Origin of the sequence: Pedobacter sp. (assembly GCF_041662865.1) — a bacterium.
Taxonomy (GTDB): Bacteria; Bacteroidota; Bacteroidia; order Sphingobacteriales; family Sphingobacteriaceae; genus Pedobacter.
In genome coordinates this window covers 1-26,754 of sequence record NZ_JBAZRL010000047.1, presented here as the reverse complement: position 1 = coordinate 26,754, position 26,754 = coordinate 1, and the positions used below count along the sequence as shown (strand labels likewise).

The following is a 26,754-nucleotide window of genomic DNA, read 5'->3' as shown; positions in this document are numbered from 1 at the left end:
CATTTATAAGTTCCATCAGTAGTTAAAACTGGTTCTGCTTGTGTTTTTGGACCAAAACTACGACGATGTTTAATCAATGTTTCATGCGCAATTTCATCTAATCCTAATCCGCCGATGCGAGATACGGCACCAGTAAAATGTGTATTTACTACTTGTTCATTTATGCCTAAAATCTCAAATATTTGTGCACCATGATACGATTGCAAAGTAGAAATCCCCATTTTAGAGAAGATCTTTAACAATCCATTGTTCACTGCATAAATATAATTAGCGATTAATTTTTCAGATTTTAAGCCACTTTCTTTATCAAAGCCTTTAATGGTTTCTAAAGCTAAATATGGATTAACAGCAGTTGCGCCAAAGCCAATTAACGTTGCAAAATGGTGAACTTCCCAAACATCGCCCGCTTCTATTACGATGCCAACTGCACCACGGTAACCTTTTCTAATTAAGTGATGATGCACTGATGATACTGCTAACAAAGAAGGAATTGCAGCATGTTCTGAATCAATTGCTCTATCTGAAAGTACAATAACTTGGAAACCATCTTCAACTGCATCAACCGCATAACGACACAAACGATCTAGCGCTTTTGCCATCGCTCCAGGTTTTCCATCAGCTCTAAAATACATTTGTAGTGTTTTAGATTGGAATAATCCAGTATCTATACTTCGTAATTTCTCTAATTCTAAATTGGTTAATATTGGATGTTTAATGCCCACACAGTGACATTGCATTTGGTTTTCTTCCAATAGATTTCCATTATTTCCCATAAATCCAGCCAAACTCATCACAACTTTTTCACGAATTGGATCGATTGGCGGATTGGTTACTTGAGCAAACAACTGTTTGAAATACGATGATAAATGCTGAGGTTGTTTTGATAAAATAGCCAATGGTGTGTCTGTTCCCATCGACCCAATTGCCTCTTTACCTTCAATAGCCATTGGTTTTAACAATAAATCGATATCTTCTCTGCTATAACCAAATACTTGTTGATATTTAAAAATAGAGTCTGATGCCAAATTGGTAAACATTACCCTTGGTTCTGGCAATTCTTCTAATCTAATTTGATATTGATTAATCCAGTCTGCATACGGTCTACGACCGCAAACTTGTTGTTTAATTTCTTGATCACTGATAATTCTACCTTGTTGCATATCTACAACAAACATTTTTCCAGGAGTTAATCTGCCTTTTTCTATTACTGTACTCTGATCAATTGCTAAAGCACCTGATTCTGATGCCATAATTACGCGATCATCGCTAGTTAACACATAACGAGATGGACGTAAACCGTTACGATCTAAAGTTGCACCAATTAAATTTCCATCAGTAAAGGCAATAGCTGCTGGTCCATCCCAGGGCTCCATTAACGAAGCGTGGAATTGATAGAAAGCCTTTTTAATCGGATCCATATCGTCATTACCATCCCAAGCTTCTGGAATTAACATCATTAACACGTGTGGTAAAGAACGGCCCGCATGTAATAACAATTCAACTACGTTATCTAAACAGCCCGAATCTGATTGAGTTTCATCGATTACTGGAAGAATCATATTTAATTCTTCAGGTGTAAAATAAGGTGATGCAAAAGATTTAACACTCGATCTAAACCAGTTTAAATTTCCTTGCAGCGTATTAATCTCACCGTTGTGGGCAATGAATCTAAACGGTTGGGCTAATCGCCATGATGGGAAAGTATTAGTTGCAAAACGTGAGTGAATTAAGCCAAAGGCCGAAACCATTCGTTTATCACTCAATTCTGTAAAATAGGTTCTAACCTGTAAAGAAGTTAGTTGACCTTTATATATAATAGTGCGTGAAGAAAATGAAACGATATAAAATTCATCTTTACTTCCAGCTACGGTGTTATAAATTGTTTTGGTTAAATAGGTTTTAAGTACGAAAAGTTTACGCTCAAAATCTGCTCCTTCGGCAATATGATATGGTCTGGCTACAAATACTTGCTCTATTTCTGGTTCAACAGAAAGTGCCATGTTGCCAATATCAGTTGTATCTACTTGTACTTTTCTGAATCCTAAAATTTCTAAACCTAGTTTTTCGGCAGTGCGGTAAATAATTTCACGACATTCCTCTCTAGCACGAATTTCTTTAGGTAAAAAAAGTTGACCTACGCCGTAATCGCCATAAGCAGGTAAACTGAAACCAGTTCTTAAACATTCATCGAATAAAAATTCATGAGGAACTTGAATCATAATCCCTGCCCCATCACCTGTATTTGGTTCTGCACCACAAGCGCCGCGGTGATCTAGATTTTCGAGTATAGTAATGGCATCTGAAATAATTTGGTGCGACTTTCGCCCTTTCACATGCGCTACGAAACCGATACCGCAGGCATCGTGTTCAAAGCTTTTACGGTATAATCCCTGTTGTTCATTCAAGTGGTTCATTTGCGTACATTTTTAGGGGTATGAAGCTATCTTTAGACAGATTTTTGAAAAGATTCAATAGACTTGACTATGATAATTTCATATTGGTTTTAGTTAGTGTATAGGAAACACTAAGATAATGAAAAATAACTGCAAATTGCATTATCAGTAATCTTTTTTTGAATAAAATATATTTTAGTGAAATAAACCGACCATAATTATGAATTTGGCAATCGAAATCGTTATCAATTGTCAATTTGATAATTAAACATTTATTATTTATGCATAGTAAAACGTATTTAGATCATTTAAACTCATTATTTAAGAGATTTTAATGCTAGTTTTTTAATTCTTTTTATCAAAATCAGCTTACGAAATTAAGGCTAAATCGACATGGTAATTTTTATCTACTTCTTGTTATACGTAGTTAGGGAAAGAGCCATCTACATTTAATATCGAGATATCTCTCTTTTACTACTAAAGCAGTTTACTATAACTAATTTTGTAGGTATTTTATAAAGTTTTTATATTTAGAAATGAAATATATTTCTTCATTTGGCAAACTGACCATTATTGTTTTAATATTGTTTACAGCATGCAGTCCTAAAATAAGTAAACTCGTTCCATATAATCGTTACATCAAGGGTTTTAATATTCATATTTACAATGATAGTTTATCCTTATATTTTAATTCGCCTGCGGATATTACTTATGCCAACACCTCTAGCGCAATCAAAAAAAAATTAAAAAGCAGCAGGTTTAAATCCAAAAATGCTATTCTGTTTTATGGCACAACCACAGATCCAGCCTATCACGTAGTCATTACTATCGGCAATCAACAAGAAAGTAAAAGCTCAAGAAAAGTTATTGTTGACACCATCTTAAATGGAATATCCTTACATTTTATTGGCCTTTCTGATCCCAATGCTCAGATCGCGTTAAAGTCCGATTTGGATAGAATGGTAAAAAGTCTAAAGATCGGCGAAGGTTATGCCGAGCATAATAATACCGTTATGGATGTAGTAAATGGTGCTATGAAGTCTAATCATTTTTATCAAACCCTGAGCGAAATCAAACAATTTCCTATTCCAAAGAACCAGGGCAATAGTTTTGAACTACAGATGCAATTAACTTATGGTTCTTTTTTAGCTAATAATCCAGATTACACTAAATTGTTAGCACAACAAGAATCAACTATTCAACTCAATACTAATCTAATAGATGTAATTAAAAATGGAAACCTAGGCAATGATCAAGCATTTGAAAAAATTGTACAGATGGCCAAAGCTAAACGCTTAGTCATGATCAATGAAAACCACTTCTACCCTAATCATAGAATATTTATTATTAACCTGCTTAAGCAGTTAAAAGCCGTTGGCTACAATTATTTAGCTTTAGAAGCATTATCAAGCGATACTGTTTTAAATCAATACAATGCTTATCCTATTTTGGCAACTGGTTTTTATACCAGAGAACAACATTATGGAAATCTGCTAAGAACAGCTAAGCAACTCGGCTATAACTTTGTAAGCTATGAGCATATGGGTATCAATAAAGACCGTGAAATTAAACAAGCTGATAATTTATACGAAAAAACTTTTGCGAAAGACAAGAATGCCAAGGTATTGGTAATTGCTGGCATCGATCATATTTTAGAACAAGCTGACAATACGGGCAAAAAATGGATGGCTCAATTGCTTTTTGAAAAATACAATATTGATCCATTAACCATTAGCCAGACCCATCTTAACTTATACCGTAAGTTCTCGCCATTTACCTATCAGATAATCAACTATGATAAATTTAAGGATATTGGAGAGGTAGCGAATGTAGACCTGTTTCTATTGAACAATAAAATTGAAGATTGGTCTGATTGGCCAAACAAGTTCAACTATCGGAACCAACATGACGAAACTGTTCAAGTTTCCCTATTTTATCAAAAAGAACTTAACAATAGTAGTGCTTATCAATCAGCTATACCATATTTCACCTGTTTGATACCTGCAAAACAAACATACCAACTACCTTTGGTTGCAAATGAAGATAGCTATTTAGTAGTGTATAATAAGTTGGGGCAAGTTTTAGCAAAAGAAATGCTTAAAGATGGCCATCATTAGATATTGTAATAATCAAGTAAGAACCTATTACAATATAGAAAAAGATAGGGTGAAAAACCGAGGTAGCAAAAGAATAATGAGGTATTATCTAACCTACATATTATTATTCATTTGAAATTGACATTACAAATCACTACTAATCAAACAGATAATAATCATGACCAAAAATAAATACATTTCCTTTTGTAAAATCGCTGTTTTTTCTACCTTTGTGCCGGGCAAGTCTTTTACGATCAGCTCCCTTTGAACTCCCCCAGGGCGGGAACGAAGCAAGGGTAGAAGGTTGTAGCGGTGCGATAAAAGTTGCTTGCCCATTTTTTTCCCCTTACCCCCTGAAGGGGCGTGTAAATTAATCAGGGTTCTTCTTACCTCAATTATTCCCTACTGGGAAATTAGAAATTATGAAATTTTTTATTGATACGGCAAATCTTGATCAAATTAAAGAAGCACAAGATTTAGGTGTTTTAGATGGTGTTACTACTAATCCTAGTTTAATGGCCAAAGAAGGAATTACTGGCGATGCTAATGTAATTGCTCACTATAAAGCGATCTGCAACATAGTTGATGACAATGTAAGTGCAGAAGTTATTGCTACAGATTTTGATGGTATTGTTAAAGAAGGTGAAGCACTAGCAGCTTTAAATCCTAAAATAGTTGTTAAAGTACCTATGATTAAAGATGGTGTTAAAGCCATTAAATATTTTTCTAGCAAGGGAATTAGAACTAACTGTACATTAATTTTCTCTCCAGGACAAGCTTTATTAGCTGCAAAAGCTGGAGCAAGTTATGTATCTCCATTTTTAGGTCGTTTAGATGATATTTCTACAGATGGTTTACAGCTAATTGAAGATATCCGTTTAATATTTGATAATTATGGTTATCCAACTCAGATTTTAGCCGCATCAATTCGCGGTCCATTGCATATTGTTGCTTGTGCAAAATTAGGTGCTGATGTAATTACGGCTCCTTTAGCTGCAATTACTGCATTATTAAAACACCCATTAACTGATAGTGGTTTAGCTACTTTCTTAGCAGATCATGCTAAGGCAAACGGAAAATAGTCTTTTAAATCTTTTAAGATTAAAAAAATAGAAAGCTTCGAATATTTCGAGGCTTTTTTTATACCTAAAGCACTCCTGCAATTTTCGCAATTAATTAGAATATACAGTATGATTAAGCTTAGTCATCTTAATAGCAAGTCCGCATCTAGTCCGCATCTTTACCATATAATGCGGACTTGATACGGATTCAATATGGTATTAATACCTGCTTAACTCGAAGCGAACCTTAAGATAAAATGATGTTATAAACTTTACGTAATGCAACTAAGATTTTTGGAGCAGGTTGTACTCTTATTGAAAAAGTTAATAAGAAATTAATTAACCCATTAAAACAGCTTTAACTTTATCATAATCAATCAGTTCATCAGGGTCGATTAAAATACCCCTTACTCCTGCTCCATTCGCTGCTTCAACATCTCTTGGTTTATCACCAATCATAACTGATAAACTAGGATCTATATCATAGGTAGCAATAGCCTCTAATAACATACCAGATAAAGGTTTTCTACATTGACATGGTTCTGAAACTGATGGGTGATGTGGGCAATGATACGCATGAGTAATTTTTGCTCCTTTTGCTTCAAATGTTTTAAACAAAATAGAATGCATTTCTGCTAAAATATCTTCTGTATATCTATTTAAAGCAATTCCGCCTTGATTGGTAATTATAATCAATAAATAACCTTCATCATATAACCTTTTTAAAGGTGGAATTTGATATTCCAAAACTTCAAAGTCTTCTACTTTGCATATATAATCGTAAATCTCATGATTTAATACGCCGTCTCTATCTAAAAAAATCGCTTTATTTTTCATTTTGGCAAAGATGTTGAAAAGTTTGAATGTTTTAAAGTTAAAACGTTTTGGATTCAAAACATTACAACCTTACAGTTTTACAACATTCCAATAAATTAAATTAACTTTAATTTTTAAATTTTCATCAAATGAGTAAAGAAGAATTTAAACCTTTTGTTCCTGCAGAAAGTAACGTTGCAGAATTTACCATCAAATCTATTTTATTAGGTTGTATTGCTGGAATTATTTTTGGTGCGGCAACGGTTTATTTAGCCCTAAAAGCCGGATTAACAGTATCTGCTTCCATACCAATTGCGGTTTTAGCAATTACATTAGGTAAAAAATTCTTTAATACTACTATTTTAGAAAACAACATTATACAAACTACGGGTTCTGCTGGCGAATCTATTGCAGCAGGCGTTGTTTTTACCTTACCAGGATTTTTATTTTTAAGTACAGGAATTGGTGGTCAGAGCTCAAGTGAAGCTTTTTTTAATTATATGACTATTCTTATCCTGGCTATTTTAGGAGGGATTTTAGGAACATTAATGATGATTCCTTTACGTAGATCATTGATTGTAAAAGAACATGAAAACTTGCCTTATCCCGAAGGTACAGCATGTGCCTCTGTTTTGCAGGCAGGTGAAAAAGGTGGAGCTTTTGCTCGAACTGCGTTTTGGGGATTGGGTTTTTCATTGGTGTATGCTTTACTACAAAAAGTATTTCATGTAGTTGCAGAAGCACCTACTTGGGCAACCAAACAAGCAAACAAATTCTTGCCTTCTGCACAAGTTAGTGGAGAAATTACACCAGAATATATGGGCGTTGGTTATATAATTGGTCCTAAAATATCAGGAATTTTAGTTGCAGGCGGTGTTTTAGCGTGGTTAGCATTAATTCCATTATTAGCTACGTTGATAGATCCATTGGTTGCCGCAAAGCAATTAACTAAACTGGGTTTATTATTAGATATTACTAAACCCGGTGGCGCTGGGAACTGGGATCCAATTACACAAACTTTTGCCGATTATCCTAGAGCAATTTACCAAGCATTTGTAAAGCAAATTGGTGCTGGTGCAGTTGCAGCAGGTGGTTTTATTACATTATTAAAAACTATTCCGACTATTATCTCTTCTTTTAAAGAAAGTGTGAGTTCAATTAAAGAAGGTAAAGCAGGTGGTGTTATTAAACGTACAGATAGAGATTTATCTATTAAATTAGTTGGAATTGGAAGTTTAGTTTTAATTCTTTTAATGGCTGTTTTACCTCAAATTCCAGGTGATAGCATTTTAAATAAATTACTAATTGGCGTTTTAGTTGTTGTATTTGGCGCATTCTTCGTTACGGTTTCTAGCCGCATTGTAGGTTTAATTGGCTCAAGTAATAATCCGATTTCGGGAATGACGATTGCTACTATAATGGGAACGTGTTTAGTTTTTATTGCCGTTGGTTGGACAGGTAAAATATATGAACCGATGGCCTTGGTAGTTGGCGGAATGATTTGTATTGCAGCCGCAAATGCTGGAGCCACCTCTCAAGATTTAAAAACGGGTTATCTCATTGGTGCCACGCCAAAGTATCAACAAATTGCTTTATTTATTGGAGCAATTGTATCATCAATTGTTATTGGACTTACTGTACGGATATTAGATACACCTACTGCAGAAATGCTGAAACAAGGTATTCATCATGCAATTGGAACTGAAACATACGCTGCACCGCAAGCAACTTTAATGGCTACTTTAATTAAAGGAATGTTGTCGTTTAACTTAGATTGGCAATATGTGTTAGTCGGTGTTTTCATTGCAATTACTATTGAATTATGTGGAATCAATGCCTTATCGTTTGCAGTTGGAGCTTATTTACCTCTATCTACTACGCTACCTATTTTTGCTGGTGGTGCTATTAAAGGTTTGGTAAACTGGAGAGAAAAACAAAAAATAAAATCTGTTGAAGAAGAAGAAATTGCTCCAGGAAATTTATTTGCAACTGGTTTAGTAGCTGGTGGTGCAATTGCTGGTGTAATAGTAGCTATCCTAATGGTTATTCCATCTGTTCGAGATAATTTAAGCAAGGTAAATATCGAGCCTATATTTACCAATTGGTTTGGTGAAGGTGGTTACCAAATATTAGGGGTATTGTTCTTCTTATTTATGGGTTTTGTATTATATACTATTGGAATTAAAAAACAAGAAAAGATAGATTAAACCTATGGCGTCATTGCCAGCTTGACTGGCAATCGTAATGCAATAAACTTTAAGATTCCTACTTTCGTGAGGAAGACGAGAGTACTTTAAGAATAGAGATTCTTCGCTTCTTTCTGAATGACAAGAGCCTTAAAATTTTACTTCAATTCAAAACTTCCTATCAATTCTGCTTTAGCAGATGATGAACCAATTAGGAGTTGAACTTTGCCAGGCAATATTTGCATTGAATCACTTTGCGCATTATAATGTTGTATATCCGCTGACTTTAATTCAAAGGTTAAAGCTTGTTGTTCGCATTTTTTGAGATGGATACGTTTGAAACCTTTCAATTCCTTAATCGGCATATTAGCACCTTCTTGTTTGATATAAAGCTGTACAACTTCATCGCCATCATAATTACCTGTATTTTTTAATGATAGATTAATTTTCAATGGAGTAGTTGCATCTAATTTATTGGCTGATAATTTTAAATCACTGTAAGTGAAATTGGTATAACTTAATCCGTAACCAAAAGGATAAAGTACTGGTCTGGTAACATAACGGTACGTTTTACCTTCCATGCTGTAATTATCAAAAGCAGGAATATCATTAATTGATTTATAAAATGTTATCGGTAATCTTCCTGCTGGATTATAATTTCCAATCAATACATCTGCCAATGCGGCGCCACCTTTTTCGCCACCATACCAAGTTTCTATAATGGCATCTATGTTTTCTTGCTCCCAATTAATAGCTAACGCACTTCCATTTAATAACACCAAAACAATAGGTTTGCCTAGCTTTTTAAGCTCTTTTAGCAGTTCAGTTTGTATAATTGGTAAATTCAAATCCGTTTTATCTCCGCCTAAAAAACCTGGTACTTTTATTTTTAGCTCCTCTCCTTCTAATCTTGGTGAAATTCCGCCAACGAAAACAATAACATCTGCCTTTGCTGCAGTAGCTAATGCTTCATCAAAATCACTTTTATGGTTATAGTTAGGGGTATCGATTACATTACATCCTTTTGCATATAACACATTTGTTTGAGCGAATACTTTTTTAATACCTTCTAATGGTGTGACAATATGTGCAGGATCACCATTATAATTACCCAATAAAACTTCTGCATCATTTGCATTAGGGCCAATCACAGCTAAATTCTTTAAATCCTTTTTAAGCGGTAATGTATTTTTATTATTCTTTAACAACACTATAGATTCTCTTGCCATTTGCAAAGCTTGTGTTTGATGAACTTCGTTGTTAACTACGCTATATGGGATTTTCGAAAAAGGATTTAGTTCTTCAGGATCAAAAATTCCTAGTTTAAATTTTGCTCTTAATAACCGAGCTACTGCTGTATCTAATTCACTTTCCTTTAATAAACCTTGTTTAATAGCGGGAATTACAGCAGCACCATATCCCCAACATTGATTATCTGAACCTGCTTTAATAGCTTGTGCTACCGCTTCAACACTATCTTTTGCAGTTTTATGAAACATGAAAAAATCGTAAAGTGCACCACAGTCTGTTGCAACAAAACCTTTAAATCCCCATTGGTTACGTAAAATATCGTTTAACAAAAAAGCATCACTACAACAAGGTTTACCATATAAACGATTATAAGCACACATGAAAGAATAGACATGTCCTTCTTGTGTTAGCATTTTAAAAGCAGGCAAATAAGTTTCCCAAAGATCTCTTTTATTAGGTTTTGCATCAAACTCATGTCGACTTGGCTCTGGGCCACTATGTACCGCAAAATGTTTCGCTGTAGTAATGGTCTTAAAATATTTAGGATCATCGCCCTGCATGCTTTTTACAAAAGCTACACCTAATTTGCCTGTCAGATAAGGATCTTCACCAAAAGTCTCATGACCTCTTCCCCATCGCGGATCTCTAAAAATATTAACGTTTGGTGAATAAAAAGTTAAACCCGTATAAATCGCTCTATTCCCTTCACGTACAAATTGATGGTGTTTTGCCCTAGCTTCATCACTAACTGTAACACCCATATCAAAAATTCCTTGTTCATTAAATGTGGCAGCTAAACCAATTGGTTGAGGAAAAGAAGTTGCCAAACCAGCTCTAGCTACGCCATGCAAAGCTTCGTTCCACCAATTATAAGCTGGCATTTTCAATCGGTCAATTGCAGGTGCATTACTATTCATTTGCAATGCTTTTTCTTCTAAAGTCATTCGCTTTAGTAAATCCTGTACACGAGAATCTAAGGGTAAATTTGGATTAAGATAAGGAGCATCTTGTGCTTTTAAAACAAAAAGAGTTAAGAGCAAATAAGCAAGTAGTGCAATTTTTTTCATTTTGATGTTATTAATCTGCAACACATCTGAAACCAGTATGTTCAAGGCCAGTATCTGCAGATGTTTTCATTCTTGAACTTACACGATAGCCTTTACAATACGTTGCATTACACATAAAAGATCCACCTCTTACTACTCTTTTTGGCACTAATGGTTCCATTGGATCATTACTTTTAATTGGTCCGGTTGGATTGTGGCTGACCTTATTTTTTACGGTTTCATAATAGTCATGATCGTACCAATCGCTACACCATTCCCAAACATTTCCAGCCATATCAAATAAGCCGTATCCGTTTGGTTTAAATTGTTTTATAGCGGCTAATCTGTAAAAACCATCCCAATTTGTATTTTTATTAGGAAAACTTCCTTGCCAAGTGTTTGCTTTAGGTTTACCTTTTTCAATATCCTCATTTCCCCATGGGTAACTTACATCTTTTAAACCGCCAAGAGCTGCATACTCCCATTCGGCTTCGGTTGGTAAACGTTTACCAGCCCATTTGCAATACACCATTGCGTCATTCCATGAAACCTGAACAACAGGATAATTATCTTTTCCGATAATATTGCTTTTTGGTCCTTGTGGATGTTGCCAATCTGCTCCTTTTTCCCAACTCCACCATTGCGAAGCATCGTTTAAATTAACAGCATGATTAGGTGGGCTAAAAACTAAAGAAGAAGCAACTAATACGCTATCAGGTGGTTTAGGTGTGCCTGGCGGAACCTGTTTTTTGATTTCTTCCCAATCTGGTTTGCGTTCGGCAGTTGTAATATATCCAGTCGCTTTAACAAAAGCTTTAAACTGCGCATTCGTAACTTCTGTAATATCTATCCAAAAACCATCCAATTCAACCTTATGTCTAGGAAATTCATCTTCTCTACCTTCCTTATCTGCAGATCCCATTACAAAAGAACCACCTTTAACCCATACCATTCCTTTATGATCTGCTTTGCCCTGTTTAATGTTCAGACCTGAAGTGGTTTCTCCAAAACGTGATGGTAAATTGCTTTCACAAGACGCTAGTGCACTTTTTGCGGTAGCTTTTTCATCTTTAGGCATTGTCCGATTACAAGAAAAAACACCAATAGCAACTAGAAAAAAAACAGCGTATAAACCTTTCGTCATTAGTTTTTAGTTAAAAAAGAATAAAGATATGCTCAAATAAAAATTAGGATATCGATCTATCTAAATGTACATAACCACCGTCTACATGGATTAATTGACCAGTAGTGTGGCTCGATTTGTCTGAAAGTAAAAATACAACAGTTTGTGCAATTTCTTCAGGCGTTGTCATTCTTTTTTCGAATGGAATTTTATCAGTGATGGTCTTTAATTTTTCTTCTGGATTATCGAACGTACTAATCCAGGTTTGATAAAGTGGAGTGAACGATTCCGCCACAATTACAGCATTCACACGAATACCATAAGGTAATAATTCTACCGCCCATTCTCTTGTTAAAGCATTACGAGCACCATTTGCTGCTGCATAAGCTGATGTTCCTCCCTGTCCAGTTTCTCCTGTTTTACTTCCAATATTTACAATTGCCCCTTTACTTTTCTTTAAAGCTGGTAAAGCATGATGCGCCAACATATAATAGTGGATTACATTTTTATGCAATGAAGCAATAAAGCCTTCATAACTTCCATTTTCTAAACCCACTCCGTCATTTACACCTGCATTATTAATCAATCCATCTATTTTTCCATACCTACTGATCACGGTTTCTACCACGTGTTTGCTTGCCTCTGGATCGGTTAATTCGGCAGTAACGAAATCAATTTGTTGTCCTAAAGCTTTAATTTCGTTCACTAATTTCAAATTATCGCTTTCATTTCTACCAATTATAATAGGTAAAGCTCCTTCAGCAGCCAAAACTTTAGCAATAGCAGCTCCAATTCCTTTAGCAGCACCAGTAACAATAATTATTTTATGAGTTAGATTTAAGTTCATTTCAGTTGATATTATAGAATTTTACAGCATTATCGGTAAAAATTGCTTGCTGTTGTGCTACTGTAAAGTCTTTTGTATATTTTTTTAATAGGTTAATCCAGTGTGTATAGTTGGAAGCTAATAATAGCACAGGCCAATCGCTTCCAAATAGAATTCGGTCTGGCCCAAACCTTTCAAAAATTACATCTAGACAGTTAAATATTGTTTTTTCATCCCAATTTGCCCAATCACATTCAGTTAAAAGTCCTGATAATTTACAACATACGTTTTTTTGTTGCGCAATGATGCGGATATTTCTTGCCCAATCCTTGATTTCTTTATTTTTAAGATCTGGTTTAGCGCAATGATCGATTATAAAGGGTTGATCTTCTACCTTGTTTAAAAATTCAATTACTTCTGGTAACTGATGGTGTTTAATCAAGATATCGTAGGTGTAATGGTATTGTTTTAAACTCTTAATTCCGTCAATAAAATCTTGTTGTAAAAGAAAACCTGTTGGTTCTGCTTGCACAACATGACGCCAGCCTTTAATTATGGGTTGTTTCGCATATGTTGTTAGCTGTTCAGTCAAGTTTGGGCTTTTTAAATCTATCCAGCCTACAATTCCCTTAATAAAAGAATTGTGTTGTGCTAATGAAAGTAAAAAATCAGTTTCTGTTATAGATTGATCTGCTTGAACTGCTATGCAACCTTGTATTTGGTTAGCTTTTAATTCTTTAATAAGGTCGCTAGGTAAATAATCCTGACGCAAAATTGCCATTTCATCATTTATCCAGGAATCTCTTATCGGATCAAATTGCCAGAAATGCACATGGGTATCAATCATTATAAACTGAAAATTTTATCCATCAAAATCCACTTTTCACCTGGTTTTGCAAATGGTAATGCTTGTTGATATTTCCACATTAAGGTTTCCCATTCTTGTACTTTTGGATTTGCTAAATCAGCTGCGTTCTTTTGTTCAAAACTAAATGTATCATTTACTTCCATAATCATAAATAACCGATTACCAGTACGATAAATATCTAATAATTCAATTCCAGAATCTGTAATGCTCTTTATAATTTCTGGCCAAACTGCAGCATGGTATTCCTCGTACTTAGCAATTAATGCTTCATCATCAACAAGATCTAAGGCAAAACAATATCTTTTCATACGGTGTATGCTTTGGCAGTTTGTTTACTTGTCCCTAAACCATCAATACCTAATTCGACAACGTCTCCAGGTTTAAGGTACCAAGGTTCTGGTTTTTGACCTAAACCTACACCAGCAGGGGTTCCCGTCGTAATTACATCTCCAGGTAATAAAGTCATAAACTGACTAATGTAATGTACAATAAAAGGAACGTTAAAAATTAAGTTAGCGGTTGTCCCGTCTTGTAATTTCTTACCATTTACAGTTAACCATAAATTTAATTGATGTACATCAGCTATTTCGTCTTTTGTAGCAATATATGGACCTAAAGGCGCAAAAGTATCACAACCCTTACCTTTTGCCCATTGCCCATTACGCTCTAATTGATATTCTCTTTCGCTATAATCATTGTGTAAGCAATAACCTGCTATATAATCATATGCATCTGCTTCTTCCACATAACTTGCTTTTTTTCCAATTATAATTGCTAGTTCTACTTCCCAATCTGTTTTTTTACTTCCTTTCGGGATAATTAAATCATCGTTTGGACCAACAATGGCGGTTGTAGATTTAAAAAATAAAATAGGTTCTGTTGGTATTGGCGCATTGGTTTCTTTAGCATGATCTAAATAATTTAAACCCACACAAAGCAATTTGGATGGCCTAGCTAGTGGAGAACCTAAACGTACATTAGAATCTACTTTTTTAAGGTTTGCTCCTGATATTTCTTTTTCCAGTTTTTCAATTCCTCCCTCACTAAAAAAATCCTCATTATAATCTGTTACTAAATCTGATACATCAAAGTATTCATTATTAATGATTACACCTGGTTTTTCTTTCCCTATTTCTCCAAATCTGATTAATTTCATGTTCTTTTTATTCTATTTATAAGCCCTGAGGTATTTTATGTGTTTTTATTTTAATTATTCAATGTTGTAAAACCGCCATCAATAGCGTAATCTAAGCCTGTAATAAAGGAAGCTTCGTCGCTACATAGATACAACGCTAAGTAACCAATTTCTTCTGGTTTTGCCATACGGCCAATGGGTTGCGATTTAGATAATCTATCGAACATTTCTTCTTTATTATCTGCGTAGTTTTTATCTAGGAAACCATCTACAAATGGTGTATGCACCCGAGCTGGAGAGATAGAATTGCATCTAATGTTTTCTGTAAGATAATCTTTAGCGACGCTCATGGTCATTGCTTTTACCGCTCCTTTAGCTGTGCTGTAGGCAAAACGGTCAGCTAAACCAACTAATGCGGCTATCGATGCCATATTTAAAATTACTCCGCCTCCACTTTTTCGAAGCTGTGGAATAGCAGCACGAATACAATTGTAAACGCCTTTTACATTTACATTCATTACTTTATCAAAATCTTCTTCTGCTGTAGTATCCGCTTTGCCGATATGTGCAATTCCTGCATTATTTACTAAAACATGAATAGCGCCTATTTTCTCGAAAACAGCAACCGTTTCTGATTGAATAGCCACGTTACAACTATGAGCAAAAGCTGTATTTCCAGCAGCTTGTATTTCTGCTACTGTTTTTTCTGCATTTTCTGCGCTGAGTTCTAAAATATGTACTTCTGCTCCATTCTGAGCTAACGCAAGTGTAATAGCTTTCCCAATTCCACTACCACCACCTGTAATTACTGCTTTTTTATGTTGAAATGAAAACATGTATTAAATTTATTGTTTTTATTAATTTTAAAGACTAACCCCTCTTTTCCAAGGAATGAAATCATCCTGATTTAACTGTACTGCTTTAGGAATTTCTTCACCGCTGGCAACCCTAATACAATAATTAAGAATATCGGCACCCATTTCTGCAATGGTTTTATCTCCTGAAATTATAGCACCAGCATCGATATCGATAATATCTTTCATTCGTTGCGCTAAACCTGTATTAGTAGCCACTTTAATGGTCGGACAAATGGGGTTCCCTGTTGGTGTACCTAAACCTGTGGTAAATAAAATCAACGTTGCTCCTGCAGCTGCTTTTCCCGTTGTTGCTTCTACATCATTACCTGGCGTACACACTAGATTTAATCCAGCCTTAATAGCAGGCTCCGTATAATCTAAAACATCAGTTACTGGTGATGAGCCAGCTTTACGAGCCGCACCTGCAGATTTTATCGCGTCTGTAATTAAACCATCTTTTATATTTCCTGGAGATGGATTCATATGAAAACCTGAACCAACTTGATGCGCCAATGCATTATACTCTGTCATTAAACGAATAAACTTACGAGCAGATTCTTCATTCTCACAACGGTCTATCATTTCTTGTTCTACTCCACACAACTCTGGAAACTCTGCTAATAATACTTTACCACCAAGTGCGACTAATAAATCTGCACAATAACCAACTGCTGGATTTGCAGAAATACCACTAAAACCATCGCTACCACCGCATTTTACACCTAAACAAAGCTTACTTAGGGGTGCTGGTTTTCGTTCTATTTTATTGATATCAATTAATCCTTTAAAGGTTTCTTGTATGGCATCTTTAATTAGTTGTTCTTCACTTTTTGCACCCTGCTGTTCAAAAACTAACAAAGGTTTATCGAATGAAGGATTGCGTTTTTTCAGTTCGGCAGTAAAATCACTTACTTGTAAATGCTGACAACCTAAGCTTAAAACTGTAACTCCAGCAACATTAGGATGATCGGCATAAGCAGCTAATAGTTTGCTCAAAGTTTCGGCATCTTGTCTAGTACCACCGCATCCACCACTATGATTTAGAAACTTAATCCCGTCTACATTGCTAAACAAACGATTGCGTGTGTTTTCATGACTAGGAAGCAACAATTCCTCATCAATATTAGCCCCATTTTGATAGGCTTTAATTAATTGCTGAGTATACGATTTATACTTATCGCCAACGGCATAACCAAGTTCTGCATACAGTGCTTCTTTAATCATATCCAAGTTTCTATTTTCACAAAAAACTGTTGGAATAAATAACCAATAATTAGCTGTACCTACTTCTCCGTTACTACGGTGGTAACCTAAAAAACTTCGGTTGGAGAACTGATCAACATCTGGTGCATGCCAATCGTAATTTGCATTTCTATAGGCAAAAGGTTCGGCTGCATGATGTGTATTTGCAGTACTCATTCGGCTTCCTTTTAAAACCTCATTTTGCGTTTTGCCTACTAGTACACCATACATGATAACTTCTTCTCCTGGTTTCATTGTTTGCATAAAAAATTTATGCTTGGCAGGAATATCTTCTTGAAGGATAAAATCTTCTTCTTCGAAATGAATTACATCGCCTTTGGCTAAATCGTTTAATGCGACTAAAACATTATCGTTTTTATGAATTTTTAATACTCGGTGTTTCATTTTATTAATTAACTGAAGATTTTGGTAATCCGTTTTTCTCTGAATTTCTATTATTTATACCAAAGATCAGTATAACGATAAAACAAATTAGGGGCACTAAATAACCGTATTGAATATTTTGGGTGGCATCTGAAATTAAACCTAAGATTGGCGGTAAAGCTGCACCACCAACAATTGCCATTACAATTAAGGATGAACCTATTTTAGTATTATGACCTAAGCCTTCTATTCCGATTGAAAAAATGGTTGGGAACATAATGCTCATGAAAAATGCAATGCCAATTAACATATAAACCACTATTATTCCAGAAGCGAAAATAGCAATAGCCGTTAAAACTGAACAGATGATAGCATATATGATAAGTAATTTTCTTGGATTGATGTAACGCATTAAGAATGTACCAAAAAAACGTCCTAACATAAAGGCTAAACCAAATATTCCTAAATAAGTTGTCGACATGGTTTCACTTAAACCAGCAGCATGTGTGCTCATTTTGATAAAGAAACTACCCACACAAACTTGGGCACCCACATAAAAGAATTGGGCTAGTATTCCCCATCTTAATTTAATCGATTTAAATGCTCCAGAAAAACTTGCAACGCCACTTTCTCCTTCTTCCTCATGTTTGATATCAGGTAATTTAGTAAAGAAAAATATAACAGCTACAATAAATATGATAATACCCAATATTAAATAAGGCCCTTTAACACTCGCTGCTTCATTACTTAAATACGCATTTAATTGCTCTGGGGACATAGCTTGCTGTTGTGCTGCAGTTAATTCCTTTCCAGAAAGTATCATTTTACCAATATAGTTTGGTGCAACAAAAGCCGCCAGTCCATTAAAAGATTGAGAAAAATTTATACGCTGAGTAGCTGTTTCTGGTGGCCCTAAAATAGTTACGTATGGATTTGCAGCTGTTTCTAAGAACGTTAAACCACAGGCGATGATAAATAGAGCGCCTAAAAAGAATACATATTGTAAGGTATTTGCCGCGGGTACAAAAAGAATTGAACCAGTTCCAAAAAGTAGCAGCCCTATTAGTATACCAGATTTGTAACCATATTTACGCATGATAAACCCTGCAGGTAACGCCATTACGAAATAAGCAATAAAGACAGATGAATCTACTAACGAAGATTCTAAATCATTTAATAGAAAAGCTTTGCGTAAATGTGGAATTAAAATTGGATCGAGGTTGTGTACAAAGCCCCAAAAGAAAAATAAGCTGGTTACTAAAATGAGCGGGAAAAGGTATTTGTTGCCCTTGGTTTGGTTCATAATTTAGATTTAGTTTGGTTTGATTTTGCCAAAAGAAATTTCAATAACTAAAATATCCTCCGCTACACAAATAAAAGCATTACAAAAAGCACATCATTCAAACATATTGTCTAAATAGTAAGCGATATTGGATACCTAAGCTTAAATTAATTAAAAAATTGATAATTAAATTAAATTTTAAGAAATAGATTAGTCCCATCACTCCTAATGCAATACTAACTATAGCTACGATTCTACTTAATAAAAATAAGAGAAAGTAGATGAAACAGGCTATTTAACTAAGTTATTACATTATTTTTGATCTAAAAAAGTACTATTATTTACCATTTAAAATTGCGAATTGTAATTAATCCACTTATAAATCAGTAATCTACGTATTCAGTTAAAAAAAACCTTGCATTAAAAACAGGAGAAGCATATATTTGCACCACTTTAAAACAAACGCTTCGTCGTTTAATTCAAAGTAGATTCCGTAGCTCAGCTGGTAGAGCATTACACTTTTAATGTAGTGGTCCTGGGTTCGAATCCCAGCGGGATCACACCAAAGACTATCAAAATTTATAAAACCCTGCAATCTCACGATTAGCAGGGTTTTTGCTTTTTGCGAAATGTTAAATTATATGATTTTACAAAACTTGGTGAATAATTAGTGGGCATACGAAAGTTATGATAAAACCTTTAGGCTTTTACAAAATTTTGTGATTACTCCTTGCAATTGTGATTTGAATCAAATGGGCTAAGGCTCCCCTCTTCGTTACTTTGTGGCAATAAAAACATAAAGCAATGAATAAACAAAATCATTTTAAAGAGAATCGTGAACAGCTTATGGTACTGTCTATTCTCATCACTTATCTTGTCCCTACATCGGCAACAAACAACAAGTATGCCGTTTGGGAAGAAACTGTGCCACCATCTGCAGGCCCGCCACCGCATAGCCATACAGACGAAGAAGTTTTCTATGTATTGGAAGGCGAATTTGAATTTATGCTGAATGGTTCGTTAATCCCTGCTGTGCCAGGAAGTGTGATCCATGTGCCTTCAAACAATGTGCACAACTATAGAAACACTGGTCAAAAAACTGGTAAACTATTGGTAATGGCTATGCCCGGGCTATTGGTAGACTATTTTCGCGCCATAGGACAACCAGTTCAATTTGCTCATGATATTCCTGCGTTGAATATTGCACCTGATTTTACAAAAATCGATGCCGAGAAAGCGATTGCCCTTGCCTCTGAATACGGGGTGACTTTTCATTTGTAATTTCGTTAAATTAGGCGAGCAATTTTAAAACCGTGGTTACTATAGAAAAATTTAGAAATCAAGCAGGTGATGTATATGCAACACTGGCTTACAAACCTAGCAAAAACTACCTACTGATGCGATGGATAGGCTACTGTTCAGAAGAAGATGTAAAACGGGCGTCCATAGGAATGATGAACTGGCAAAAAAATGAAGGCCAATCCAAAAAATGTCGCTTTCATGTTCACGATACTAAAGAGATACAGGGCGCTTGGATCGGAGTAGTTGATTGGATTAGGGATGAAATGTGGCCTTTCTGTTACCAGTGTGGGCTAAGGTATAACATCAGCATTACATCGCCTGATTTGTTTTCTAAAATGTCTTCACTAGCCCTTAAAAATCAAAACTCACGACAAGTTACAACTGTGCTTTTTGAAACACTCGTTGCTGCAGAAAGCTGGCTAATAGAGAAATACAAGTCTCTTTAATTTTTACATCTTGAAATCTTGATATTCGAAAATTGCTGTCCTTCAGTGAATTATTTATAAAATAGTTGCAGGCTTTATAATATTTCTACCAAATTTGGGATATTTGCCTTGCAATGAGAGTATTATTTAATATCGAGCGGCTCATCAAACCGTCGACAGCAGAAATAAATGCGTTAAAATCGATTACAAGTGTCAGGTTTCTAAAAAAAAATGAACATTTTTTATTTGAAGGCGATCTTTGTCAATCGATCGCTTTCATTGAAAAAGGTAGTATTCGTTATTATTATCAAATGGAAGATCGTCAGATTTGTAAAGATTTTCTGCTAGAAAATGGATTGGTTTGTTCTTTCAGTAGTCTTTTTTCGAATGAGCCCTCCACCATTTACATTCAGGCAATGGAAGAAACCGAGCTCATCGAAATGCCTTATGAAGCTATGCAGACATTATGTGAAGACTATCCTATATGGAATAAATTGGCACAAATCATCATTCAGGAGCAAATTATTCGTGCTGAAAAACGCGAAAGTGCTTTTTTGAAAGATTCACCTGAAAAGCGTTTCTTTTCTTTAATTGAAGAACATCCAACCATTTTTAAGCGAGTACCGCTACAATATATTGCAAGCTACCTTGGCATGACTCGCGAAACCCTAAGCCGTTATCGTCGTAAACTCCACCAATAGCCACATAATTTTTGTGATTTGAATCAAATAGAGTAAAACAGCGCATCCTTATTTTTGTGTGATACAATTAAACACATAGAGAAAGAAATGCACCGTATTATCTTATAAGCTATTTGTTTTACTGCTTTGTTTTTCTACCATGTTAAATTTTCAAAAAGCAATGCAACGATAGCAATAAAAAATACGTCATGAGATATGGGCAAGCCATGTCCTTAAGTTTTAAATAATAATTATAAAAATGAAAAAACACATTACGTTAGCGCTATGCGCAATCTTGTTAATAGGTGCCTGTAAAAAGGAAGAAAACATCCTAAAGGACCCTGAAAATCCCTTAATTCCTATACAAGAAAACAACTCACCAGTTAATGGAACAAGGGTAGTAAAAAATAGTATCGTTTACACGCAGATTGATCAGGAATTAGCTTACAACAAATTTATTACTATCGATGCCGATAATAACGGCAAAAATGATTTCTACTTCACTACCGTGCTTGTCGGAAAGGATAATCTGTCTCATTTATTTTTTCAGGCAAGTCCTGTATCTACAAGCGGAGCCAAACTAATGCTAAACAATAGCCAAGAACTAGTTATTGGTATGTGGGGCAAAGCGATTGATGCCGGCACCCAAATCAATGCCACTACTGCATTCAATACCATTTGGAGCAACTTTATGATAAAAGGGATGTTACTCGATATCATTGAGAATCCAGCACAAACCAAAACTTATGATGGTCCATGGTTGGCCAAAATTGATAAATATCTCGCTATGCAAATCATCATCGGTGGTAAGGTTCATTATGGTTGGATCCATCTTAGCCATATTGCAAACGAAGCCAAAATGCGTATCGTTAGTTTCGCCTACAATGATGTAGCTAATGAACCAATTGCAGCAGGGCAAACACAATAAAAAGCCTGTAGCGTGTTCAAGCGATTAAATTGGGCAAAAAATGCATTTGTTGTACCGTGTCCAAACTCAGCATGAGTTAACAGATGTAAAACCCGGGTTAAAAAGCCCGGGTTTTTACAAAACATCCGAAATGTTAAACGTTTTTAAGCATATTTTATAATTCTTCTATTAATATCTAGTAGCAGATGACATTGCCAATATTTTTATATTTAGAATTCACAACGCTTAGAAATAACAGAAATTTAATTGTCTCTCCTTTATAGTGTAAAAATTCCAGCTTAGAGAAATTTCATGGGTTGAACCAGCATAACCCGCTAATTTACTCATGCTAAAATCATAAGAATAACCCAATCTTAAACGTTGACTAATAAATATTTCACTCATGCCAATAAGGGCGTTGTTGTTGTTTACCTCACCTTGTAAAGCGGGTTTATTATAAAGTTTGATACCAGTTCTGTAACCAGCTCCCAACCAAACCACTTGCTTAAACAAGAAAAAGGCATTTATATCTAACACTGTTGGTCCCTTAATATCATCTTTAATTAAAAAGAAAGGCTTAAAGTCTATCACATATTCTTCTATTGGAATTAATAAGCCACCTGTTAAGTAATAATGAGGTCTTGGTGTTGGAAAGTTATAATCTAAAGTTTTTTTGTCCAATATATATTTACCTATCAAATTGTTGACTGATGCACCAATATACATTTTGGGCGTAGAGAAAAACATGCCCGCATGTATATCTGGAAGAATTTGTTTTGCCGTACCAATTGGAATATAATTATCGTTCAAATCTTTAGGAATTAACATATCGCCATTTAAACTCGATTGCATAACGCCAATTCCTAAACCAAATGCCAGCTTTGAAGTTCCTTCTTCATTAATTGGCAAACGGTAAGCATAGTTGGCAAAAGCTGATATGTTTTTCTGTGCACCTAATTGTTCTGCACTCATTGTTAGCGATAAACCAACACGTTCGTTGGGCATTATGGCATCTACAGCCAAAGAAAAGCTTTTAGGCGCACCTTCAATGCCAGTCCATTGGTTTCTGTATGTTGCATTTATATTTACGCGTTCCCGATATCCAGCATAGGCCGGATTAATATATATACCATTGAAAATATATTGGCTATACTGCGCATCCTGCTGGGCAAAGGATGGGCCAGCTACACACAACAACAAAATAAATTTAGTTAATTTCCACATTTTAATCTTTTATCAATGTAATCCAACCTGTAGTGCTTCTTTCACTTCCATCCTTTTCCTTGATCTTCAATAAATAGTAATAAGTACCCTCGTTAAGACCATTTCCATTCCAATCATTTTTGTAAGAACCATTGCTCCTATACACCTCATTACCCCATCTGTTAAAAATAGACAGGGTATTATTCGGATGAAGTTCCAGTCCGTCTATTTTAAAAACATCATTTTTGCCATCACCATTGGGTGTAATTACATTGGGCACCACCACGTCACCAATAATCTCTTTTACATCTGTAGACACATTGTTCGCCAAATTTGGATCTGGCTCAACCGCCGTTACATTGGCGGTATTTACTACTCTTCCGGCTTTAAATGCCGTAGTTTTTAGCGATAAAACCATTTTTTGATTATTTGCTAGGACACGAATTTTCCATGTAATCACTTGATCAACAACCGTAACGTTACCAATGTGTTCGCCTGTAATGCCTATATATTTTAAGTTACTTGGCAATTTATCTATCACTTCTATCCCAGTTGCATCGATATTTCCATTGTTCTGTACTGAAATTTGATATTCAAAGGCTTCACCTGGCCCCACATATCGTCTTTCTGAAATTTTATGGACTTCTAGGTCCGCATATTCTAGTATTAACAAAAAACCATCCGACAGATCTGACTTACACCCTGTTGTACTTATTGAAACAACTTGGTATAAGCCTGCCACGCTTGCGGTATATGCTGATCCAGTAGCATTGGCTATAGGCTTCCCATCTCGATACCATTGGTACGAGTAGAGCCCAGCTTGATCTTTTATAGCAAATTTGATCGAAGAACCCAAACGAATCCTAATAACAGTAGGATTTGCTTGTGCAAATGTCCAATTGGCCAGCAGAAAAAAGAACGCCAGTAATATGTACCGTTTTACGTTCAACCTAGTGGTTTATAAAAATCAATGCTATTGGATAACGATTGTAGGCTTAACAGGTTTTGGCGTTACGGTTACGGTTTGTGTTGCAGTAGCTGATACTTCACACCCTTTATTATCACCTGATTTTAGCACGCCTGTATTCGCAGCTGTTGTTATATATTTTACAGTGGCATTGAACACATAAGAGCCTGCGCCAGTTGTATTAAGGGTAAATTTGTTTACAGCTGTTTTTGAAGCATCATCTGAACCAATTCCAGAGAGTGGACTCACTGCAGTTCCATTTTTTGTTGCAGACCAAACATATTGATACTCAATGCCGTCAGGTAATGCTTGACCGGGTGTAGTAGTAGCGGTAATTATTGAACTTAAAAGTGTATTATCACCACAATAAGAAGCATTATTTGCTGTTAGTGCGAGAGTTTTGCTGGGTAGCTGGTAAACCTGAAAAGGGTCTGACAGATCTCCCCAACATCCGGCAGCAGACTCTATTTTACTAGTATAATTATGTACACCATTCGAAAGATTGTTTGGTGTAACATAGTCGGTTTCGTTGGCTGTTCCAGTAAAGGTTTTAACGCCTACCTGAACACCCTCCAAATACCAATAAACCTTATCTCCGTTTGATAGGCCACTCTCTTCTGGTGTATGCAAGGTCGCTGTTCCGCCATCGCATAAATAAACTGGATAGTAAGTTTGTGCTTTACTCTTTACACTTACGCTCAAGATGATGATAAATGTAGCTAAGATTGATTTGATAAATGTAGTCTTCATTGTTTTTGGTGATGTATTTATTAATTGTTTAATTGAATATGTGCTTTTGTTGGTAAGGCATTAGATCTAATAATCACATTGGTCTGTGTTCTTTTGGTGTTCAATGTTTTGATGTAGAATGTTTGTATGCCAGAAGATGACAGACTGCCACTTACTGTTCTGTTTCCTGCTGCATCTAGTGCGCTTAATGCTGTTGGAAGCGTTGAGTTTTCAAATTGTGTTCCATCGGGAGATAAAGGATAACTAACAGCAGTAATATTACTTCCCTCGCATACTTCCTGTCCATTAACTGTATTATATTTAATATTGTTGCATAAGCCTACACCTGGTGGAGCTCCGTTTAAACACTCTTCATCTGCATCTACAGGCCCTGCAGCATTGTTGCCTGTCGCGTCTGGGTCACTTAAATCGGCTGGCCTTAATATGCTCGCCTTGGTGTTGCTAAAAAGTTGATTATAACTTCCTGTAAAGGTTGCAACGATAACGATGTCTATCGTACCTTGATTGGGTAGATCAAGTGAAGCCGTATAACTTTGTGCACCAGTAATGGCGTTGCTTAAACTTACACCCGCACTTTGGTTAGCTGTTGTTACTGAACTAATGGTTAATCCCGTTGGCAATACAATAGCTAAGTGAGACCCATTTGCCGCTGAAGGACCATCATTCTGTACCTTAACTGTATAAGTAATTGTATGGTCTGAAAAGTATTTGGATAAATCTGGACTAATCGATTCTATCTTTAAATCTGCTTGGAAAATTTCAATATCGACTAATGTAGTTGTTTTACCACTTTCGATATAAGTCCAGGTGTCCATCGAACGCTCATCACCAAATTGATTGTTTGTGCTATAAGCACCAAACTTATGTCCATTAGCGTTACTGTTTTGGCCAGTTAAATTGGTTACCGGGTTAGAACTATTACTTCCGGCTACACCCGCATTGCTAATATTAACATCGTCCCAATAAACCACATCGCTATATTCTGATGGATTGGTGTTTAAAGGATTTACGGAATAACTAGTATTGTTCTCTATCAGTTCGATAATAATCCCCTGTGGATTGATTTCCATATCTATGTAGGGAAAGTGTACTTCTGCCGATCTTAAAAAAGTTTGTACCAATGGTGTAATTGGCCCTGGGGGCACAAAATTTCCATTGGCGTCTTTAACATCCCATAATATTTCGTTATAACCCGAAACAGCAGAACCAATAATGACACGATCTGCATTATTGGCCATTGGAATAGTAATTTGGTAACTACCGGATGAGGAAGCTGTAAAAGATATTTTGGCTCCTTTATAGCTAATCTTACCTTCTGTACCTTCGACCCCTGTAAATTTCAGGTCTGTGATGATGGGTAAGACAGCATTTTTTTTTAGCCAAGTCGTTTGATTTGCCGCAGTTACAAATGCTGTCCCTGTTGCTGGTAGGTCAGCATTTGGCTTGTTATAGAAAATTTTATGTGTTTTGTTCAACGCATCATCTAGTGTTCTTGGGTCATGAAGGCCAGAAAGTGCGGCTGTTGTAGAAGCATTTAAACTTTTGTAAGTAGGCACCCCATTTACGGCAAAACCATTGTTATTAGAGAAAAAAGTGAAGGCCCAACCATTGTTACCATTGGTTTTTACCCGATAGGCCCTGCCATCTTCGGTAAGGATGTAATTAGTTACTTGAAATCCTTTTGAACTGCTAGTAAAGTTATTATTTATGCCAAGGTTTAATACATTGGTATAAACACGACCACTGAGCCAAGCTGTGTTTGAAGTGTTTCGTACCGAAACATCCCAAGCGGCTATATAATTTGCACTGTTGCCTGTTGCTTGAGTCCAATTTGCATTAGCAGCAATATCAGGCGCAGTAATGTCATTGCTATTACCAGTGCCTACTGGGTCCTGAAATTCTACTTTCCAAACCGCTTCACTTGTGTCTGAAACACCAATACTGATAGGTGTGT

Annotated in this window: 21 protein-coding genes, 1 tRNA gene, 1 other RNA gene and 1 pseudogene; 9 read left to right on the top strand and 15 right to left on the bottom strand. The window is 35.6% G+C overall.

Annotated features, from left to right (window positions below; translation table 11 throughout):
• On the bottom strand, positions 1-2,414 hold a 2,414-nt coding region (locus WC622_RS13620; RefSeq protein WP_372820247.1), incomplete at its 3' end, for a glutamate synthase central domain-containing protein.
• Positions 2,415-2,929: 515 nt separating this feature from the next.
• On the opposite strand from WC622_RS13620, the gene WC622_RS13615 reads away from it, so the two are divergent.
• The 3 genes from WC622_RS13615 (at position 2,930) to fsa (ending at position 5,571) form a co-directional block, all read left to right on the top strand.
• Complete coding sequence (locus tag WC622_RS13615; protein ID WP_372820246.1) at positions 2,930-4,510, top strand: hypothetical protein; 1,581 nt, start codon at positions 2,930-2,932, stop codon at positions 4,508-4,510.
• Between the two features lie 216 nt (positions 4,511-4,726).
• An RNA gene (gene ffs / locus WC622_RS13610) (signal recognition particle sRNA small type) lies at positions 4,727-4,826 on the top strand.
• A gap of 85 nt (positions 4,827-4,911) precedes the next feature.
• Complete coding sequence (gene fsa, locus WC622_RS13605; protein ID WP_372820245.1) at positions 4,912-5,571, top strand: fructose-6-phosphate aldolase; 660 nt, start codon at positions 4,912-4,914, stop codon at positions 5,569-5,571.
• A 318-nt stretch (positions 5,572-5,889) separates the two neighbouring features.
• Here the strand turns inward: fsa and WC622_RS13600 are convergent, their stop codons facing one another.
• Positions 5,890-6,387, bottom strand: a complete 498-nt coding sequence (locus WC622_RS13600) for a D-glycero-alpha-D-manno-heptose-1,7-bisphosphate 7-phosphatase (protein WP_372820244.1) — start codon at positions 6,385-6,387, stop codon at positions 5,890-5,892.
• Between the two features lie 128 nt (positions 6,388-6,515).
• Between WC622_RS13600 and WC622_RS13595 the strand changes: the two genes are divergently transcribed.
• Positions 6,516-8,573, top strand: a complete 2,058-nt coding sequence (locus WC622_RS13595) for an OPT family oligopeptide transporter (RefSeq protein WP_372820243.1) — start codon at positions 6,516-6,518, stop codon at positions 8,571-8,573.
• A 137-nt stretch (positions 8,574-8,710) separates the two neighbouring features.
• On the opposite strand, the gene WC622_RS13590 is transcribed toward WC622_RS13595, so the two are convergent.
• The 9 genes from WC622_RS13590 to fucP are packed head-to-tail and all read right to left on the bottom strand — an operon-like array spanning position 8,711 to position 18,587.
• Positions 8,711-10,870, bottom strand: coding sequence for a glycoside hydrolase family 3 C-terminal domain-containing protein (locus tag WC622_RS13590; protein ID WP_372820242.1), 2,160 nt, complete (start codon positions 10,868-10,870; stop codon positions 8,711-8,713).
• A gap of 10 nt (positions 10,871-10,880) precedes the next feature.
• Positions 10,881-11,993, bottom strand: a complete 1,113-nt coding sequence (locus WC622_RS13585; RefSeq protein ID WP_372820241.1) for a formylglycine-generating enzyme family protein — start codon at positions 11,991-11,993, stop codon at positions 10,881-10,883.
• A 43-nt stretch (positions 11,994-12,036) separates the two neighbouring features.
• Positions 12,037-12,819, bottom strand: coding sequence for an SDR family oxidoreductase (locus WC622_RS13580; protein ID WP_372820240.1), 783 nt, complete (start codon positions 12,817-12,819; stop codon positions 12,037-12,039).
• A gap of 1 nt (position 12,820) precedes the next feature.
• Positions 12,821-13,645, bottom strand: coding sequence for an amidohydrolase (locus WC622_RS13575; RefSeq protein ID WP_372820239.1), 825 nt, complete (start codon positions 13,643-13,645; stop codon positions 12,821-12,823).
• On the bottom strand, positions 13,645-13,974 hold the full coding sequence (locus WC622_RS13570) for an L-rhamnose mutarotase (RefSeq protein WP_372820238.1): 330 nt from the start codon (positions 13,972-13,974) through the stop codon (positions 13,645-13,647). Before WC622_RS13570 ends, WC622_RS13575 begins: the two co-directional genes overlap by 1 nt.
• Positions 13,971-14,822, bottom strand: a complete 852-nt coding sequence (locus WC622_RS13565; RefSeq protein WP_372820237.1) for a fumarylacetoacetate hydrolase family protein — start codon at positions 14,820-14,822, stop codon at positions 13,971-13,973. The genes WC622_RS13570 and WC622_RS13565 overlap by 4 nt, the downstream gene beginning before the upstream one ends.
• 50 nt (positions 14,823-14,872) lie before the next feature.
• A complete protein-coding gene (locus WC622_RS13560; RefSeq protein ID WP_372820236.1) occupies positions 14,873-15,637 on the bottom strand; it encodes an SDR family NAD(P)-dependent oxidoreductase in 765 nt (254 codons plus the stop codon).
• Between the two features lie 27 nt (positions 15,638-15,664).
• Complete coding sequence (locus tag WC622_RS13555) at positions 15,665-17,305, bottom strand: UxaA family hydrolase (protein WP_372820235.1); 1,641 nt, start codon at positions 17,303-17,305, stop codon at positions 15,665-15,667.
• Positions 17,306-17,309: 4 nt separating this feature from the next.
• A complete protein-coding gene (gene fucP / locus WC622_RS13550; protein WP_372820234.1) occupies positions 17,310-18,587 on the bottom strand; it encodes an L-fucose:H+ symporter permease in 1,278 nt (425 codons plus the stop codon).
• 466 nt (positions 18,588-19,053) lie between these two features.
• On the opposite strand from fucP, the gene WC622_RS13545 reads away from it, so the two are divergent.
• The 5 genes from WC622_RS13545 to WC622_RS13525 all read left to right on the top strand — a co-directional run bounded on the left by WC622_RS13545 (position 19,054) and on the right by WC622_RS13525 (position 21,901).
• Positions 19,054-19,126 (top strand) — tRNA-Lys (locus tag WC622_RS13545).
• Between the two features lie 244 nt (positions 19,127-19,370).
• Positions 19,371-19,847: a cupin domain-containing protein gene (locus WC622_RS13540; protein ID WP_372820233.1), complete on the top strand. Its 477-nt coding sequence runs from the start codon at positions 19,371-19,373 to the stop codon at positions 19,845-19,847.
• A gap of 32 nt (positions 19,848-19,879) precedes the next feature.
• Positions 19,880-20,314, top strand: a complete 435-nt coding sequence (locus tag WC622_RS13535) for a hypothetical protein (RefSeq protein WP_372820232.1) — start codon at positions 19,880-19,882, stop codon at positions 20,312-20,314.
• A gap of 113 nt (positions 20,315-20,427) precedes the next feature.
• Positions 20,428-20,994 carry a Crp/Fnr family transcriptional regulator gene (locus WC622_RS13530; protein WP_372820231.1) on the top strand — a complete coding sequence of 189 codons (567 nt, stop codon included), beginning with the start codon at positions 20,428-20,430 and terminating at the stop codon, positions 20,992-20,994.
• Positions 20,995-21,232: 238 nt separating this feature from the next.
• Positions 21,233-21,901, top strand: a complete 669-nt coding sequence (locus tag WC622_RS13525; RefSeq protein ID WP_372820230.1) for a hypothetical protein — start codon at positions 21,233-21,235, stop codon at positions 21,899-21,901.
• Between the two features lie 225 nt (positions 21,902-22,126).
• Here the strand turns inward: WC622_RS13525 and WC622_RS13520 are convergent, their stop codons facing one another.
• The 4 genes and pseudogenes from WC622_RS13520 to WC622_RS13505 all read right to left on the bottom strand — a co-directional run.
• On the bottom strand, positions 22,127-23,104 hold the full coding sequence (locus WC622_RS13520; RefSeq protein ID WP_372820229.1) for a type IX secretion system membrane protein PorP/SprF: 978 nt from the start codon (positions 23,102-23,104) through the stop codon (positions 22,127-22,129).
• A gap of 1 nt (position 23,105) precedes the next feature.
• Positions 23,106-24,032, bottom strand: a complete 927-nt coding sequence (locus WC622_RS13515) for a gliding motility-associated C-terminal domain-containing protein (protein ID WP_372820228.1) — start codon at positions 24,030-24,032, stop codon at positions 23,106-23,108.
• 24 nt (positions 24,033-24,056) lie between these two features.
• Complete coding sequence (locus WC622_RS13510) at positions 24,057-24,800, bottom strand: hypothetical protein (protein ID WP_372820227.1); 744 nt, start codon at positions 24,798-24,800, stop codon at positions 24,057-24,059.
• A gap of 20 nt (positions 24,801-24,820) precedes the next feature.
• A pseudogene (locus WC622_RS13505) lies at positions 24,821-26,754 on the bottom strand (hypothetical protein); the annotation flags it as partial.

Excerpts from the sequence above, each read along its gene's own strand:
- WC622_RS13530 (WP_372820231.1), top strand. The coding sequence starts at position 20,428 with ATGAGAGTATTATTTAATATCGAGCGGCTCATCAAACCGTCGACAGCA.
- WC622_RS13525 (WP_372820230.1), top strand. The coding sequence starts at position 21,233 with ATGAAAAAACACATTACGTTAGCGCTATGCGCAATCTTGTTAATAGGT.
- fucP (WP_372820234.1), bottom strand. The coding sequence starts at position 18,587 with ATGAACCAAACCAAGGGCAACAAATACCTTTTCCCGCTCATTTTAGTA.
- WC622_RS13590 (WP_372820242.1), bottom strand. The coding sequence starts at position 10,870 with ATGAAAAAAATTGCACTACTTGCTTATTTGCTCTTAACTCTTTTTGTT.
- WC622_RS13555 (WP_372820235.1), bottom strand. The coding sequence starts at position 17,305 with ATGAAACACCGAGTATTAAAAATTCATAAAAACGATAATGTTTTAGTC.
- WC622_RS13570 (WP_372820238.1), bottom strand. The coding sequence starts at position 13,974 with ATGAAAAGATATTGTTTTGCCTTAGATCTTGTTGATGATGAAGCATTA.
- WC622_RS13575 (WP_372820239.1), bottom strand. The coding sequence starts at position 13,645 with ATGATTGATACCCATGTGCATTTCTGGCAATTTGATCCGATAAGAGAT.
- WC622_RS13540 (WP_372820233.1), top strand. The coding sequence starts at position 19,371 with ATGAATAAACAAAATCATTTTAAAGAGAATCGTGAACAGCTTATGGTA.
- WC622_RS13560 (WP_372820236.1), bottom strand. The coding sequence starts at position 15,637 with ATGTTTTCATTTCAACATAAAAAAGCAGTAATTACAGGTGGTGGTAGT.
- WC622_RS13595 (WP_372820243.1), top strand. The coding sequence starts at position 6,516 with ATGAGTAAAGAAGAATTTAAACCTTTTGTTCCTGCAGAAAGTAACGTT.
- WC622_RS13585 (WP_372820241.1), bottom strand. The coding sequence starts at position 11,993 with ATGACGAAAGGTTTATACGCTGTTTTTTTTCTAGTTGCTATTGGTGTT.
- WC622_RS13615 (WP_372820246.1), top strand. The coding sequence starts at position 2,930 with ATGAAATATATTTCTTCATTTGGCAAACTGACCATTATTGTTTTAATA.
- WC622_RS13580 (WP_372820240.1), bottom strand. The coding sequence starts at position 12,819 with ATGAACTTAAATCTAACTCATAAAATAATTATTGTTACTGGTGCTGCT.
- WC622_RS13600 (WP_372820244.1), bottom strand. The coding sequence starts at position 6,387 with ATGAAAAATAAAGCGATTTTTTTAGATAGAGACGGCGTATTAAATCAT.
- fsa (WP_372820245.1), top strand. The coding sequence starts at position 4,912 with ATGAAATTTTTTATTGATACGGCAAATCTTGATCAAATTAAAGAAGCA.
- WC622_RS13510 (WP_372820227.1), bottom strand. The coding sequence starts at position 24,800 with ATGAAGACTACATTTATCAAATCAATCTTAGCTACATTTATCATCATC.
- WC622_RS13520 (WP_372820229.1), bottom strand. The coding sequence starts at position 23,104 with ATGTGGAAATTAACTAAATTTATTTTGTTGTTGTGTGTAGCTGGCCCA.
- WC622_RS13565 (WP_372820237.1), bottom strand. The coding sequence starts at position 14,822 with ATGAAATTAATCAGATTTGGAGAAATAGGGAAAGAAAAACCAGGTGTA.